The sequence below is a fragment of the Pseudoalteromonas sp. S2755 genome, assembly GCF_005886535.1.
Taxonomy (GTDB): domain Bacteria; phylum Pseudomonadota; class Gammaproteobacteria; order Enterobacterales; family Alteromonadaceae; genus Pseudoalteromonas.
Genome location: NZ_PNDS01000022.1, coordinates 73,361 through 90,065, shown reverse-complemented (window position 1 = coordinate 90,065; position 16,705 = coordinate 73,361). Strand labels below are relative to the sequence as shown.

At 44.1% G+C, this 16,705-nt stretch carries 11 protein-coding genes and 1 pseudogene; all 12 read right to left on the bottom strand.

Annotated features, from left to right (window positions below; genetic code table 11):
• Positions 1-430, bottom strand: a pseudogene (locus CWC03_RS04475) (hypothetical protein); the annotation flags it as partial.
• Between the two features lie 31 nt (positions 431-461).
• Positions 462-4,271: a toxin VasX gene (locus CWC03_RS04470; RefSeq protein ID WP_138580739.1), complete on the bottom strand. Its 3,810-nt coding sequence runs from the start codon at positions 4,269-4,271 to the stop codon at positions 462-464.
• Positions 4,268-5,290, bottom strand: a complete 1,023-nt coding sequence (locus CWC03_RS04465) for a DUF4150 domain-containing protein (RefSeq protein ID WP_138580738.1) — start codon at positions 5,288-5,290, stop codon at positions 4,268-4,270. Before CWC03_RS04465 ends, CWC03_RS04470 begins: the two co-directional genes overlap by 4 nt.
• A complete protein-coding gene (locus CWC03_RS04460; protein WP_138580737.1) occupies positions 5,287-6,189 on the bottom strand; it encodes a hypothetical protein in 903 nt (300 codons plus the stop codon). Before CWC03_RS04460 ends, CWC03_RS04465 begins: the two co-directional genes overlap by 4 nt.
• A complete protein-coding gene (locus CWC03_RS04455) occupies positions 6,179-7,219 on the bottom strand; it encodes a DUF2169 family type VI secretion system accessory protein (protein ID WP_249313945.1) in 1,041 nt (346 codons plus the stop codon). The genes CWC03_RS04460 and CWC03_RS04455 overlap by 11 nt, the downstream gene beginning before the upstream one ends.
• Positions 7,206-8,357, bottom strand: coding sequence for a hypothetical protein (locus CWC03_RS04450; protein WP_138580736.1), 1,152 nt, complete (start codon positions 8,355-8,357; stop codon positions 7,206-7,208). Before CWC03_RS04450 ends, CWC03_RS04455 begins: the two co-directional genes overlap by 14 nt.
• Positions 8,358-8,374: 17 nt before the next feature.
• The gene (locus CWC03_RS04445) at positions 8,375-8,797 is read right to left on the bottom strand and encodes a hypothetical protein (RefSeq protein WP_138580735.1); all 423 of its coding nucleotides are present in this window, start codon (positions 8,795-8,797) and stop codon (positions 8,375-8,377) included.
• 16 nt (positions 8,798-8,813) lie between these two features.
• A complete protein-coding gene (locus CWC03_RS04440; RefSeq protein WP_138580734.1) occupies positions 8,814-10,853 on the bottom strand; it encodes a type VI secretion system Vgr family protein in 2,040 nt (679 codons plus the stop codon).
• A 26-nt stretch (positions 10,854-10,879) separates the two neighbouring features.
• On the bottom strand, positions 10,880-13,567 hold the full coding sequence (gene tssH, locus CWC03_RS04435) for a type VI secretion system ATPase TssH (RefSeq protein WP_138580733.1): 2,688 nt from the start codon (positions 13,565-13,567) through the stop codon (positions 10,880-10,882).
• 28 nt (positions 13,568-13,595) lie between these two features.
• Positions 13,596-14,561: a type VI secretion system baseplate subunit TssG gene (tssG, locus tag CWC03_RS04430; protein WP_249313944.1), complete on the bottom strand. Its 966-nt coding sequence runs from the start codon at positions 14,559-14,561 to the stop codon at positions 13,596-13,598.
• A complete protein-coding gene (gene tssF / locus CWC03_RS04425; RefSeq protein ID WP_045963374.1) occupies positions 14,562-16,286 on the bottom strand; it encodes a type VI secretion system baseplate subunit TssF in 1,725 nt (574 codons plus the stop codon).
• Entirely contained in the window at positions 16,286-16,687 is a 402-nt protein-coding gene (gene tssE, locus CWC03_RS04420) for a type VI secretion system baseplate subunit TssE (protein WP_039495807.1), read from the bottom strand. The genes tssF and tssE overlap by 1 nt, the downstream gene beginning before the upstream one ends.
• Between the last annotated feature and the right edge of the window lie 18 nt (positions 16,688-16,705).

Sequence of the window (16,705 nt, the reverse complement as noted above, 5' to 3'; positions counted from 1 at the left end):
CGTCTGTCATACTTACCCCTAGCAGACAAATCCCAATAATAGGGCCTAATACCAACCCATGTAGCCTAAGGGACCATAATCCCGGTGAGCGCGGTACCGAAACAACCCGACCATCGCATTGGCTCGGGTAGCTTACACCACTAAAGTCGTCTCTCGGCGCAAATCTGTCTTTACAGGGTTTTGCTTCTTTAAACTTACAGCCGTTTAGTTCTTCAGCCTTAGCTAGTCGTTCCTTATAGCTTAAGTTATGGAGGTAATCTTTGGGTAGTTCTTCGTAATAAGAATCATTAAGGCAATAACCAACCCTTCTATCTATATACTCTTCTCTTTCTGCTTCTCTTTTCTCTTCTTCAGTTGCTTCTTTTCCGTAGTATTTCTCTCTTTCTTTTGATCTCTTCGTGAAATGGTCATCTAACTCTTCCCGAGTCATATCCTTAATCTTTTTCAAATTCAGTACCCTTCTATTTTATTGGCGGCCTTTCAGGAAATCTGAACTTTTGATTTAATCTTGAAAGTTCTTTAATGTATCTAACCCCTTTAGTGATCAAATAACCATCGTCTTTTTTGGTCACCACCGTTGGCAAGGAGTACAACTCAGTTGCGCTCTCGATCACTTTTTTACCTTTACCATTGGGGTAGCTTTCTACTTCTATGATTAACTCGATAGAGCTACCAACTTCTAGGTTTAATAGTTCGCAAAGCTTTCCTTCAGTGAACTCAAAGTAATAACCGGTTCGATTAGGGTATAGCTTCCAACCACTGCTAAGCTTGGCCAACTGATGATGATTTATCTCCTGTATTTTGTCATCACCTTCTTTTGACCAATAAAAACGAGCAGAAAACCCTTCTAATTCATTGGTAAGGGGCGCGCTTACCTGCACTTTAAACACACTTAAAAATCTTTGAATATTTATCGCAGGCGAGTACAACATACTATAAAAATCGGTTAACGCATTTTCCATTTTTTGCTGCCATGTTGACGCCCGTATAGCCGAAGACTTATTGCTATCGTCTATATATTTTTGTTGGCGATTTTTACTCCAAGAGCAGGCATTTAACCAAGCCTCAATTTCAGACTCATGAAAAATAAGCAGTAAACCAGCACCAATTAAAATAATCAATAAACCCAATAACCCTAGCGCACTTGCAATAGCGCCAAATGTTGCGACTGCGCCAACACTTAAGGCGGAAATTAAATGTGTTGCAGCGACTAAACTTGCTGAAGCGGTTAGTGACAAAAAGCCTACCATCATCGTCATATTGGCATAATATAATGCAGTATCTCCACTTTTCTTTTCTAACATCGCATCCTTAAACGCAACATAAGCACTAACGACAGCGGCAAGTAGGGAAATCGCATTTGCAGTAAAAACCAATACCCCTCTTAATACGACCATACCTGAAACATACGATGCTGAGTTTTTCAATATGGCGTTGACTTGCTTGGGAGTTGGTAACCCAGCCTTTTTTTCTACCACATTCGCACCGATATTGATCATAATGTCGGCAAAATCAAGAATTGCTGACGCTTTTGTAAGCCCACTTGCACTAGCATTTTTCATTGTATCGAATAAATTAATTGCCTCTAATGCGGCAACAAAAGATAGTGCACCGTTTAATGCTATATTGTATGTGCGAGGTTTTACGCTAAATTTCGAGAGTCTTTCTAAGGAATCCACTTCTTTTTTAATACTATCCAATTCCCAGCTTTTTCCATCGATCTTACCGTCAAGTTTAAAATACTCATCATCCATACCACCAATTTCGAACTTGAGCTTTTCAATCTTACTCGCATCCAACACCAGTACTTTTTGCTCTAAGCGTTTTTGTGCAAATTCGGCTTTTATTTTTTGTCGCTCCAGTGTTTTTTCAATTTCACCCAAGGTACCGTCTAGAGACAAAATATGATCTAACTGTTGCTGAACAATCTGTCCTCCACCTAACTCAGTTCTGACATAAGGGTGTGCTACAGGATTCTTCTGATGACTATCAGTAAATGCCTCTGCGGCTTTCTCCAGCTCATTCAGGCGCTTAGATGCTCGTTCAGCTTTTGACTGAAAATCCAGAGGTAAAAATCCATCAGGTAAATTGCCATCTAAATAGTCTGCAATTGATAGGTTAATCTCTTTTATCAAACCATTTGTCGAAACATCTACCAATTGCTTAAATCGACCAAAGAGATCCCCTCTGACACTGTTTTCAAATCTAGCTGATTTTGCATACTCTATAGAGCTTGACAATGCACTAAGCTCTCTCTTTGCATTCGTTAGTTGATATTGCACATTGGAGGCAGTTTTTTTGATATCACGTAATGCTTGCTCTTGGCGTTTTATTTGTAAGTCTAGCTGTGCCACTACTGAGTCTGGATTCATGCCTCCTGCAACAGCCGCATTTAAAATTTGGTTACGCGCTTTAATATAAGCACTAATTTCTGCTTGTTTAGCTTTAATAGAGCGCTCTAGTTCCACCTTTTCATCTTTTAGTGCATTTGTATCAAGCGCTAACGTTTCTGCTTTGGCTTTACGGTCTCCGTATACCGATTTGATATCCTGCCCTTGGGCAGCATTTAATCCAGTTGGCACCTCGAGACCAATCACCAAGAATCCCCACATCGCCTGTGATGCTCTTCGGAGTACTTGTATTACCGCATCTGTATATGATGCGTCTTGGTCATGCATGGGCTGCAAGTTATCTTGCATAAGCGTAAGATCAAAGCGCGTGTCAAATTCGTCGTTTGAACCTTTAAGACGGCACTCATACGCAGTCATCTCATCCTTTATCTTTTTAGGATAGAGCAGCTCAATTAATCTTAGCCTTTCAGTCGGATGCGTCCCCATCGCTTTTAGCCAACATTCTTGCCCTAAGTCATTCGCATCCAATTCATCTAACTTTTTGAAATCATCATCTGACACCGCAAAATGACTGATCAGAGTAATGGTTAAGTCCTTTATTGGGCCGAGTACATCGGAGCATACTGCGTATAGTAAGCACCGGCGTATATCATCGTAGTAGGCATAGTCTTCAATGGAGTAATAAAAAGAATTGTTTTTTTGTTCGTCGCTAATAATCTCAAAGAGCTTCGCTTTTGATTGGTTAATTAATAGACCAAGTTCAAAGGCGCGGTCAGTGTGTAGATATTTTCTAAACTCAGTGGTGCTAAAGCTATCTTCTATATACTCCTGATACTGCTGTGCAAGATCTTCGGCGTCTTCATCAACCTCCACTCCGAGCGCCTTCTTCTTTTTGATTCCATTTGGATATTGAAAGAAGGTGCTCTGAACTGCAGTTGCTAACGAATGCTTTGCCAATTGGTTTGGACTAGGTTCAAAACGTTCTGTGTTTGACTCTGATTTAAATTCAGGATCTTGTTGTATTGATTCTACGGGAAGGCTTAACAACTCCTTGCGGTATATCGCAACTCTGGCGCTGGTGTCACGGGCTACCCCTAAACTGTCGGTTAGTATCGGGACATACACACCAGACATATCTGGAACGGGTAAAACTAGGTGCTCGGGCAATGTCGAATTATCGAAACCCTGCTTAAAACTTGCCAACTTATCGAGTTTTTGCATTCTGTTGGCACGTCTGTTAGTCGCTCTCTCCCCATTAAGACCGGGCTTTACACTTGGTCCATAATTTAAACGCGGATCCGTTTCGGCCATACCGCCAAATGCTTCAATTTGCTTCCAGCTCCATTGCGTTTCTGAATAGGCGATTTCTACACTACACTGTTGGCCATACAACTTGTTTGGGACGATGATAGTGCTTAATTCTTCTGTGGTGGCTTTCCGCTCCCCTTTGTCGACCATCTGAAGTGCTAATTCTGTATTGTCTACACTACACTCTTTGCCATAGTTATCTTTTTTATACGAATATTCAGCAACACGAATAACTCTATGACCCTTTTGAAAGGCTAAATTGACATCTTTAAACGCGACACCCTCACCATTTTCCCTTGGAAGTACTTCCAGCTCTCGCCATAAGTGTCCGTCAACGTAAATATAGATAAATCCTTCTCTTAGCTGATCTTCTCCCTCTATCCCCATTCTCAACGGATAAATATGGACCAACTCCACTTCTGCATCTTGTGCAGTGTCATTCGCCGAAGAAGTACCAAGTGGTATTTTGTAGTATCCCGAGGTGCCAAGGTCTGGGTTAGTATCAGCAACCATCAAAGACACTTTCTCTTGGTCGTTTGCTAGCCCTTCAAAAACCAGCTCTCTGTGAGCGGTTTCAAGATTCGTTAAGTCTGGTACTGTAAAATCACTCATCCTAGTTTCACTCCATCCTTGTAATACTCTTTACCTGATACGCTTACTTTTAACTTTTTACTTCCTGATTTATCGGGGGTTGCATCTCTTTTTGCCACTGACAGTGAGCTAGGAGTAGCACCGCCCGGTTGATTAAGGGGAGAAGGCGGCGTATTTTTACTGTTAGAGATCATAAGATCTCCTTGGCGTACGGCGGGTTTTCCTTCGATATACACATCAAAAGAGCCAAGAATGAATTCGGCTTTGCCCTTGATTGTGCCGCTAGCAATGCCTTTCTTTTTACCGGGTTGATCACCTGTACTTTTTGAAAAGTTACTTTTGATGTTGGCTGCAGGGTTGCCATTGATTTTTACTGAGCTGGCTGTACTTGCCGCGTCTTTAGATTTGGCGAGATTGCTATAAGGAATTGGCACGACAACTTTACCAATTTTAGTCCAGCAAACATCTATGGTATTTAACATGCCACCACTGTCTTTATGTACTGCGGTGCGACCATTAATTAATACGTTTTGGCCGCTTACGATGCCGACTTGCTGGGCTTCGCTATCTACGTCTTTTTCGATTTGTTCCTCGCTGCCAGCTTGCCATCCTATTTTGCGTTCAACTAAGTCTAAAAACGCTCTGGCGTCATCAATTGGCTTATGCATATCCATGCCTGTTTCTGGTTCTTCATGAGGTAAAATCGGCTCGTCTTTTTCATCGTCCCACTTAGGCGGTGGAACAATATAGTCACTGGCAAACTCGGTTATCATTTCACCTAGCATCATATCGCCATATTTAGCGCGCGCAATCTCATCTATAAATGCGTTTTCACCGCTGGCTTTGTCAGGAAATACGGCTATCCCATTTACACAACCAATGGCACCATTATTTTTCGCTGCGATAGTAAGCTTTAACAATGCTGGATTGTTGTGTCGCCACGACACACTCCCGCCTACTCTCAGCGTTGCAGACATGGCATCTTGATCGTACTGAATCGAATCTGGCTCTTTTCCCTTTACTGCTGCGATAAAGCTCATAACACACTCCTTGTTACTGAGATTAATTGTGGTTTTTCTTGCTCTGTGATCAGCCACACTCTATCAATATGGCGATTTAACGGGTTATGTAAATAACTACTGGCAACCGCAAGTCCCATTGCATTATGGCCAGCGCCAATATAACCAATGGTATTTGCTGTGTTATTTAGCTCTATTAACGCGTCGTGTTCTTGGTACAGGGCTCGGCTGGCATTAAGCCATTCTCTTTGCCACTGTTCACTGAGTATGCGGGTTGAAATATAGGGCTCACTTACCTCTGCGTGCAGCTCTTTTAATAGCTCACCTAAGTCGCCCTGATATGCTTTAATTTGGCATCCGTCTTTACTCGCGTTTGTACCAAGCAATGCGCAACCGCCTTCACTTAATACAACACCTTCAGGGCCGCCAACAACTTGTAGCTTGCCCACCCAGTTTGGTTTTGACGCTTCGTCATAACCAACGCAACTATCTACAAATACATAGAGACTATTTGGCGAGAGCGAATCAATATCAAGCGTTTTATGCAACTGAATATCGTCAACGTTCAGCTCAAGATGGTCACAAAGCGTCCTAACATCAGACACCTCTATATATGGCTCTTCTGCTTTTGCGTAGCCAGTAATTAGATTAATGGTGCCGTCCCATGTGTTGGCACTGCCATCAAACCGTTGTTTTGTCTGATTTAATAAAGATTCAAGAATGGTTAAACAGCGGTCTTTACGTAACGTGACCGAGATCTCTTCAATTTGTGCGCGCAAGTATGGGGCGTCGAGGCTTATATCGTACCTAACAATAGCTTTACTTGGCGTGCAAAAGCGCATGTTATTTGCGACCGCGGTATATAAAGCACTAGGATGGTTACCGGCGGGGGTTTCTAGCGCGATTAATTCAAACTGCATGTGCCACTCCTTGCGTTTGTGCCTCTTCGACTAAGAACACGCTGTTACTGCCCGTTTGGCTCTTTTTTACCTTTCCTCGCCAAATTAATGAAAACTGCTGTGTTTGTGAGTCAATTACCAGCGTATCACACTGCATATCAATAGGCGCGGCGTCTGGGCCATTAACCAAACGACAGCGAGGCACGATTCTGGGCAACGTTAGCTTTAGGCTTTGTCCATAAGGTAAATCTGGCGTTAAGCCCATCATTTCAATCCACCAGCCATCACTAAACGGGTTTGGAGTTTGTTGGTCTTGCGGCGCGACTTGATAATGCGCAGCAGGGACTACTTCTTTAAATGGAAACTTACCCGCGAGGGCTTGGGCTTCGTCAACCTCTGGGAGTTTGTCACCCCTTGGCGACCAAAATGGTGGGATCGCTGCAAAGCTTGCTACCGCAGTGTCGTGACTCGGTTTTTTTAATACCTGATTAGCATACTCTACTTGTGGCAATGGCTGGCCTTTCGCTTCTTTATTTTTGAGCTTATAGCCACGACCAAGAGGGTTTTGGGTTGAAACTTGTTCTTCATCCGACGGACTTGTGCCGCCATAGGCAAGTTGATAATTTAATACACAGGACGATAATACTAGTGGATCGCTCGCCACAGGCCCGAACAGCGATCGCTTCCACACACGCTCACCAGTAACTCGCAGTAATTTATCAACAAAGACCCTATCGTTACAGCCGAGTTTTAGTCCAACTTCAATCACTCGCGCTTGCTTGTCGGTTGGTGGAAAGCAGGTCAATTCGCCATATACCTCAAAACCGGTTTTATAGGGCTGAACTTCGCTAACGGCGGTTAGGCAGGCTTCAAGCCCCTCACCGTCGAAGTCATCAGCAAGTACAACTGGCGCTCCAGCTGGATCGGGATACACATTACCCTTTACGTCGTATTCAAAGTTTTGCTTCACAGCGATGACTACGATGGGATCTTTTTCCTCATCCCAAGCCTCAACCGTGCTACTTTGCCACTCGGATTCATTCACTAGCATGGTTCAACTCCTGCTTTACTGATTGCCATTGAAGATAAGCCATCGGCATGTAAAAAAGCGCAGCGCCTAGTGCATGCGAGGAAATTTTGGAAAGCTTGCGCTGTATCGCAAGGCCAGCCAATCCCTGTTGTAACCAAGCTGCAGGCTCGGAGACTTTACGCCCCGCGAGTTGATGTTGAGTATTTGCTGTTATTAAGGCTTGGCGTTCATACTCTGCTTGCCTAAAACTGGGTAGTTTTTGCGAATTTTGAGATTTAACCACAGTTTTTGCATCACTTATTGCAAATTCTTCAGGCAAGTCGAGATCGGTGATTTGTTTCCACGCCTCGTAAGCCGGACGAGCGGTACTTGGGGCTTCGAGTAACTTAACTAGATTTTGTAACGAACGGGTATGAGAAAAGTACGGAAATACTTCAGCAATGTAGCTTGGATTGTGCTGACAATAAAGTAAACATGGTTCATCCCATTTAGGCTCGTCGAGCAAACCTGCAAGCTGCAATAATTTTGCTTTTAGCACGGCATCATCTGTCATCGCAAACCGCTTCACTAAGTGCTCTGAAAGCTGCTCTGTATTACACAGCCACATATTCACCAATGCCGTGTAGGCAATTTCAGGGTTGCTATGTTCAAGTGCAGCCATAAGTTGGTGGCGCGACAAGTTAGCGGTACTAAATGCTAAATAGATAAGGCTCGTAGGCCAATTTTCATCGGTTGATAAAATTCTCTGCCTGAGTGCATCACCAAAATCAATGCGCCATGCTGATAAGTTATGAATGAGTAACTCGGCAAGCGCAGGCTCGCGATTAATAGCCGTGATTATTTCACTGGCTTGATCTTCAAGTGCTCTTGTCCCAAAGAGATGGTTAATGAGTAATAACAGCTGAGGTGAGTCAATCTCTTGAGTTAACTTAAATACATCATCAATCGATCCATGCGCGATACAATCTAGTTGTGAGCGGTTTATCCAGTGTTCTTCGTCCGTCGCAGCTAAGGTATACACATGATTTAATAGTTGTTTTTCAAGGGCATGTAAACGCCCAGTCTCAACTACTTGGCGTGCATTAAACTTTTGATAATGACGCCAAAGCGACTTAAGTTGTTGACGGTGAACGGCCAATTTGGTTGCAGCTAAAAACATAGTCACACCGTATCAGCTTAATTTAATCGAATTGGCCAGCCTTGGAGGCTGAGATCTTGCTCAATATCGGCGTTTAACAGTTTACCTTCAAGCTGTATCTCACCATTGCCGTTGATCGCAATGCTGCCATTTTTGGTTTTGACACAGACTTTTTGCTCGCCATTTAGCACCACAGTGCCGTTGTTATTTGTTACCGACGCTGCCGGAAAATCTTGCGGTGCGGCTAAGCGACCAATAACGATAGGCGTTGCCACGCTATGAAGCAACACTTCATCGTCAATATTCACGCGTGTCACGCTGTCTAGTTGACCTGTAACCTTCATTTCTACCTTAGATTCGTCACACTTCACTCGTAACACTTTGCCTAATTTATCAATGGCAGATACACGCCATACGATGTTGCTTAACGACGGTGGAAATTGTACAACATTGGTTTTCATAGACTTTGCTCCCTGCTTAGTTATGGCTAATTGCAGAGCCAGACACTGAAATATTGCTGGCGCTTAAGTTCAAGTTGTTCGCATCGATAGTAATATTACCTGCCGCATCGATTTCTATTTTTCCGCCGCCTTGAGAGAGCTGAATTGAGCCGCTACCTTGGCCAACGATAGAAATGTTTCTATCGGCATTAATGGTCAAGTTACCATTTTGCGCCGCAAGCTCAACATTACCATCAACGCTGAAGTAACTGATGTCTTGCGCTGCCTCAAGATTGATGGATTGCTGCGCTTCGAATTGAATATTGCTGTCAACAGACTGAATTTTAATGTCGGTGTCTGCGGTGAGTTGAATCGCCTCTTTGGCATTGATCTCAATATTGGACTCAATACTTTGGATATACACCGCATCTTCTGCGCGAATGCTTATTTCTTTGTCGGCTTGTGCCACAATATTCGCTTGTGATTGCAGCGTCATCGCTTCTTTCGACTTAATATCGATGTAACCTTTTTTGGTTTCAAGCTTGATAAATTCGCTGCCTTCGGTGGCATTAAATTCGAGCATATTTTCTTGTGCTTTGGTGAACAATTGGATTTTCTCTTCGCCTTGTTTGTCATCCATCAACAAGGTGTTTTCTGCCTTTGTCACCAATTTATTTTCAGTGGCATTCTCAGCAGTAACCGGGCTTAGCGCTTCATCGTTAAATAGCGCACCAAGAATGACCGGTCTGTCTAAGTCACCATTTTCGCCCGCCACCATAACCTCGGTTCCTTTGTTTAAAGGAAAGTGCATGCCGTGCCCGCCAGGCCCACCATAGTGCTGCATAAGTCGAGTCGGTTTACTCTCTTCCCCTTCACCATCTTGGTTAAATGGCAGCTTGACTTTATAGCGCCCTTTGTCATCCACTTCTTGCTCAATCGTGGCGTTAAACGATGCAAAGACCTTTTTACGCTTAATCACAGGCGCTTTAAACTGCACATCAATTGGGATAATCGTCGCTTGGTTTTTATAGGTTAAGCCTTTTACCTTGGAACCGTATTCAACGCTACCGCCTTGGCAGCCTTTATGAGCAACAGACACCACTAAGTAACGACCGCTGTAATTAAGGTGATCGGTTATGGTTAAAGCGACACCCGGACGAAGCGCCCGACAGTCGGTATCGATAACAAAAAGGTTTCTCTGACAATCAATGCTTTGCTGGTGCACTTTGGTAAGCGTATCGCCATCTCCTTCAGTCATGAAGTTTTCAGCAAATATACTGTCTTCACCAAAGCCGCCCACCTCTGTTTGATTATTGCTATTAACAGACAGTGCACAGCCTTTTTCATAGTCTTCGTCATACAGTCTAAAGCCACTATTTCGTAGACTCGCCTTTTTAGAAAAGGCAAAAACAGACTCGCTCGGTCTAACCTGTCCTGTAGGTGACGCGTAAGGCAAAGTTATCTCTTCCATCTCTGAAGAAAAATCACTGCTGCTGCCAAACACTGACAGATTGGCTTGACTGCCCGTTGACTCTGTGCTGCCGTAAACAAAACCGTAGCGGCGCATTAGACGCGTCACAAAGTCAAAGTCGCTTTCGTCATACTGCACTGTCATAGCAAGGGTTGGCGATGATGCCTTTAGTTGCAATTTTCCTGACGGGAACCCTGCCTTGTCTAACACACTTTTAACGATGGCATCCGCAGACATGTCGGTAAAAACGCGATTTGATCGTTGATGTTTGAGCAACACCAAAAGAGATTGAAAAGATAAGGTATACACGTAGCCTTGATGACTGCGACCATGGCAAACATATTCGGTAATAATTCCCGAAACCGTTCTGTCAGATATAGCCCACGTAATGGAAAATGTAACATCTTTACCAATCACCAGATCAGGCTCAATTAGCTCTTCACTTAACACCTCAATATCGAAGCGATAGTCACTGCATAAGCTGTCATTGTGTGATTCAAAACTCAATACTTTAAATAAACTTCCTGATAGCCCCGCAATTTCGATTGCAAAGTGACTTTCGTTTGCCTTAGGCAGTTTATCGGCAAGTGATGCTAGCATTTCCATTTTTGTCTCCTTACTCGTATCTACCGTTAGCTTAAGTCGGCGAATACGGCTTCAATTTCACCATTTTCATCCAGTGTCAGCGTCAGCAGATCTGGCATATCTTCTTCGCTCATAAAGCCCAAAATTGAACGAGCGATCCCAGGTAAAATTTGTTGTTCAATTGTTGCGTTAACCAATCGTGCGCCGCTATCAGACATAGCGCATTTATCGGCTAGATAATCTAGCGCTGTTTGATCTACGCGCAGTTGTATTGCGTGATTGTCATGAAGTCGCGCCGCGACCTTCTCAAGCTTTAGTGCCACGATATGTTTTAACACATCAGTATCTAGCGGGAAGAAAGGCACAACCTGCATACGCGCTAAAAGCGCAGGTGCAAAATGCGCGAGCAAGTTTGGCTTAATTAAGCTGACTAGCTGCTGAAAGCTCGGTCTCTCAAACGGTGTTTCTTGTTCGTTGTTGTCTTGTGCTTCTTCGTCTTCGGGTACGCCTTGCTGAATGATCCCATCCACCATTTGTTGCATGGCCTGCTGCTCGGTTTCTGGTGTACAAGCATTGATGATTTGCTCAGCCCCTAAATTAGAAGTCATGATGATAACCGTGTTTCTAAAATCGATTTCACGCCCTTCACCATCACGCATTACACCCATTTCAAACACTTGGTAAAACATATTCATGACATCTGCGTGGGCTTTTTCCACTTCGTCAAGTAACACCACAGAATATGGACGTTGGCGCACAGCTTCGGTTAACACCCCGCCTTCACCATAACCCACATAACCCGGTGGTGAGCCTTTGAGTTGTGATACCGTGTGCGCTTCTTGATATTCACTCATGTTTATCGTGGTTAAGAACTTCTCGCCACCAAATAGTAGTTCGGCTATGTGTTTTGCAGTTTCGGTTTTACCAACCCCTGAAGGACCCGCTAATAAGAATACGCCCAGTGGGCCAGATGAGGCCGATACACCCGCTTTTGCAACCCGTAAGGTTTGTGCAATCGCAGTCAATCCAGCATTTTGACCCACAACGCTTTGTGCCAGTGATTGCTCAAGCTTAAGTAAGTTCTCCAGCTCGTCTTTCACCATGTTACCGACAGGGATCCCAGTCCAACTTGCGATCACTTGCGCTACCGTATCACTGGTCACTTCGGAGAAAATCGCATTGTCATCTTGATTTAACGCAGCAAGCGCTTGTCTAATCGCTGGTTTCTCTTCGTCGCTTGCACCGTGTAGGGCATTATAAGTATCAATTTGCAGCTCACGGCTTTGCTCAAGCTCAGCAAGCTGCTCTTGGGCTTGTGTAAGCGCATCGGTGAGGCTTTGAATGCAAGTTTGATCTGCAATCCCAAGCTTTGACTCGATTGCCAAGCGTTCAATTCTGCTTTGATAGTAACGGATCTGCTCTTTGGCTTTATCAATTACAACAGGCGACGTTGCCGGTCCCATTCTGACCATTGCAGCCGCAGTATCTAGTACATCAATGGCTTTGTCAGGTAATTGTCTACCAGTAATATATCGTGCAGACAAACTAACCGCGGCTTCAATTGCACTGTCTGTGATTTGAATTTGGTGATGCTTTTCGTATTTCTCTTTAAGACCCGTGAGCATAAGCTTTGCGGCTTGCTCGGTTGGCTCATCGACTTTAATTAATTGAAACCGGCGTTCAAGCGCAGCATCGCGCTCAAAATATTTTTTATATTCACTCCATGTCGTTGCTGCAAGTGTTCTTACTTCTCCACGAGCAAGTGCAGGTTTTAGTAGGTTTGCGGCATCTCCCATACCAGCGTCGCCACCAGCACCAATCAAGGTATGCGCTTCGTCAATAAATAAGATAACAGGGGTCGCTGAACGCTTTACTTCATCAATGACTTGTTTAAGACGACGCTCAAATTCACCTTTTACGCCGGCTCCGGCTTGTAGCAGCCCCATATCTAGTACGCAGATCTTAACTTCTTTGAGTTCTGGCGGAACTTGCCCTTCAACAACGCGCTGAGCAAGCCCTTCTACCACTGCCGTTTTACCAACACCGGGCTCACCGACAAAGATTGGATTATTTTTGCGGCGACGACACAACACATCAATTGCGAGACGGATTTCTTCGTTGCGCCCAAGAACCGGGTCAATTGCACCAGAACGTGCTTTTTCAGTGAGGTCTTCACAAAATGATTCTAGCGCGCTTTCACCTTGTGAACGGCTATTCGACACCGTGTTGTCAGCATTTGGCTTACTAAATACTTGACGCTCAGTCGAGCCTTTACAGATCTTGTTTAAATTCTGCTTTAAGAAGTGCGTATCAATCTTGTCGAACTCGCGCGCCAGTCCAAATGCAGGGCTGTATATCGCCATGTCTTTGAACGAGTCAATCAGCGCAGCGCCTGTGATCCAATCATTTTGATGGCGCATGTTTGCACTGAGCCATGCTTTTTCTAACCACTCATAGAGGCGACGGGAGAAAACCGGCTTGCTCGGGTTACCAGCATCTTGTTGATTGATAAATTCGAGCGCACTATTCCACAATGCGTCTTGATCAACTTCGAAGAAAGGTAAGATCTTCGCAACATCGCCGTCATTGTGCTCTTCCATTAACTTTAATAGGTAATGCTCTGGTAGCACTTCAAAATGCTTTCGACTCGCTGCGAATCCAGCCGCAGCTTCTAACGCTGTCGCGCTGTGATGATTGAGTTTGTCTATGAGATTCTTTATGCTTGTTGCGTCCATCTTTTAATCCTTGCTATTCCCGTTCGCATTAAAACTGTGATTGTGAATATATTTTCTTCTCTACGCGTGCGTTAACTTTGCCTATCGCACAACTTATCCCAAGCTTGCCAGCCCCTAACCGAGTGCCCTCGCGTGCTTGGCGATTGATCTGTACTAACAGTTGCCAGTTCATTTTGGTGGAGGTGTGCCAATTTAATAATTGTGATAAACGTTTGGCCTTTAGACCACCTGGCTCATATAGGTGCGCCTCAGCCTCGTCCATTGGGCCAAGCTCAATGCAAATACGATTGCCGGTGACCAGTACGCGTTTACCCAATACGCCATTACCACCCAATGAGAAACCGCTTTGCTTTGAGCCTAACTTGCCCGCTTCGGTAATATCTTCCCATTCAACGATATTGTCTTTTAGCGTTAAGCTTTCGTCTTGTAACGCTTGCTTTAATACTTGCTCAAGCCCAGCAGCGCTGGTTTGTTTGGCACTAATAAGATTTAGTTTGCTCTTATCCGACTGGTTATTTTCAAATACCGCAGCAACTATCTGATCAAATTGCTGCGCACCAATGCCAGCAAGATTAATCTGAGACTTCTTCCAACTTTGAAATAGCTGGCAATACAATACATGATTAAAGAGATCTAAAAATGCACGTGTTCTTGCACCTATCTCTTCATCTCCTGCGGCTTGCTCTAATAAGTAGTGCGGCATCGCAGCGTCAACGCCATATAAACCGAGGAATGATGTTTCGAGTCTCAGCTTACCTCGTTGCCTTACTTGCAATTCACAGCGTCTAACGTCTGACGCAGGAAACCCAAGCTCTTTATACGGGGCAATTTCAACGCGATGACTGTGGCCGCTTTGTAACTCGTTATTGCTAGCCCAGTGCTGTTCAATAAGCGTTAGCGCCTTGTACAAACTAAAACGCCAAGGTGTTGCCATCAATTTAGCGATCGGCTCTGGCAGTTTTGCCCAAATGGGTTGGTTTTGCTGCTCCATCATTTACACCTGATAACTATCGCCAGCCGTCACATCCCACTCCCACTCGTGGTAACTTGGCAGTAGCGTCACTCGGGTTTTTAAGCACTCGTTAATTGGCGCATATAATTTAAAGAACTGATGCAACACATCGCAAAAATGATATGCATCAGCTGTGCAAACAAAGCTCTTTTCGTTTAGAGTTAAATGGATCTCTATCCCTTTAACGAACACGCCCTTTTGTAGTAATGAGATAGGTTTAGACTCAGCGCCTTGAATACTCTCAATACGGTTTCGATTTTCAGAGCGTTCCGACCAATCAAACAGCGCCAATAGCTTTTTCAGCTGGGTTGGTTCCGCAAGTTGAGAGAAACGCATATTCAACAAGCTAATGAGTTGCCAATGTAAAGCCTGATCAGGAGAATTAAGCAACTTGCTGGGCCTAACGACATTTTTAACACTAAGTACCGACGGCACATCAGCGCTTTGTGCATTGATATCACCCTCTTGCAGTGTTTGCCTTGGCCACGCCGCGTTATGCGCCAACAGATCCGTCGATAAAGTAGTAATATCACCCACTTCTTGCATTGAAAGCTGAATGTACGTCTGTGGCGATACCCCGCCAATATCGCGGCTTATCAGTGAATACAAATGGGCGTTATCTTCATATACCGTGCTATACCGAGAAACAAAGTCGATGGCTTCTCCAGTGCTACTGCTTGCGCCTTGTACCGACTTCACGCTATAACAAAAACTCTCTCCAAGTTTATTTTGCACTGGATGTAGTTGGTATTCGGTTTGGTTTTCGCTGACTCGGATAGGCTCAGCATCAACCGGATAGATATTTACCGCGGGTACACAATTAAGCAGGATATTATCCGCGTTTACTTTGTTACCAGGGGGTAATTTGATATCGCTGGCTATTTTAATGCTGATAGTATTAGTGTCTGGATCAATATTGAGCGTATCCAGTCCCGTTAGTTCAACAAAATAGAACTTTTCACGAGAGTTAAAGTAATCAAGCAGCAACGCATAAGCGGGATGACTCTGCTCGCTGTTCGGCAACATTCCGGTGCTGTCTTTATGAAAAGCCGCATCAATTTTTGACTTGCTCAAGGTATATTGCGTCGTACTGCCAAGCTTTCCTGTCTCAACCTCTATCGCTGCGTTTGGGTTCTTCATCATTTGATAAAGACTGGCACAAAGCGGCGTGTCACCACGTAAATACACCCGCAATTTAGAGAGATCGTAATCATCTAAACTGCCTTGGCCTAACCGCTTGAGGTGCAAGTTTAACGTCGCACCAGTGTGGATCTCATGATAGTCCACAGAATAGATCTCAAACGGCAGCACTTTCGTTTCTGCGGTGGTAGTAAAGTGACAAGCCACAGGCGCGTTGTCACTTTTATGGGAAGAGATTTTCGCGCCTTTTGGCACACTCACCAACCCTTGCATGGTGAGTTTTGGTGCAAACTCTAGCACCGTCGTAGACGGATAGTAGTTTAATAATATTGGGCAAATCTGTCTGAGTACTTGCTCAGACACTTCAGGTAGCGTCTCGTCCAATCGTTTTTGAGTAAATGCCGTTAAGTAAGCGACTCCTTCGAGCAAGCGCTCAACATGAGGATCTCTATCCTTTAATGCATCAATATTTAAAAAGCCGGCGTGTTCAGGATACTGCTGAGCAAATTGTTTACCTGCTTGTGTTAACAGCCTCATTTGCGCATCAAAATATTGCTGCATATCCATTAGTCTGCTCCTCCTGCATTGACGTTTGCTTTACCACCTGATGCAAACTTAGTATTCAATCTGATTATCTCGCCGGTTTTTAATTGCGCTCTTATTTCAAATCGAATCACACAGTTTTCCTCTTTTATGTCGATGGGTCGAACGATGAGGTTGGTAATTCTTGGTTCGTACTTTTCTATGGTTCTTTTTACTTCATTGGCAAGTGTTTGCTGCGAATAAGGTAGCCCTTCATATAGATCTTCCACATCCGGTAAACCATAATCGCCTAAATGCTCAAGCACTCCCCTACGCGCATTCAATAGTTGCGTTAGGTGTTTACATACGCTGTCGCTTAGATGTGATAAATTGTTATCACTATAGGCTTGGCGTGATGGCTGAGCTAGCAAATCAAATAAGGCCATAGAAAAATACGCTCTCTA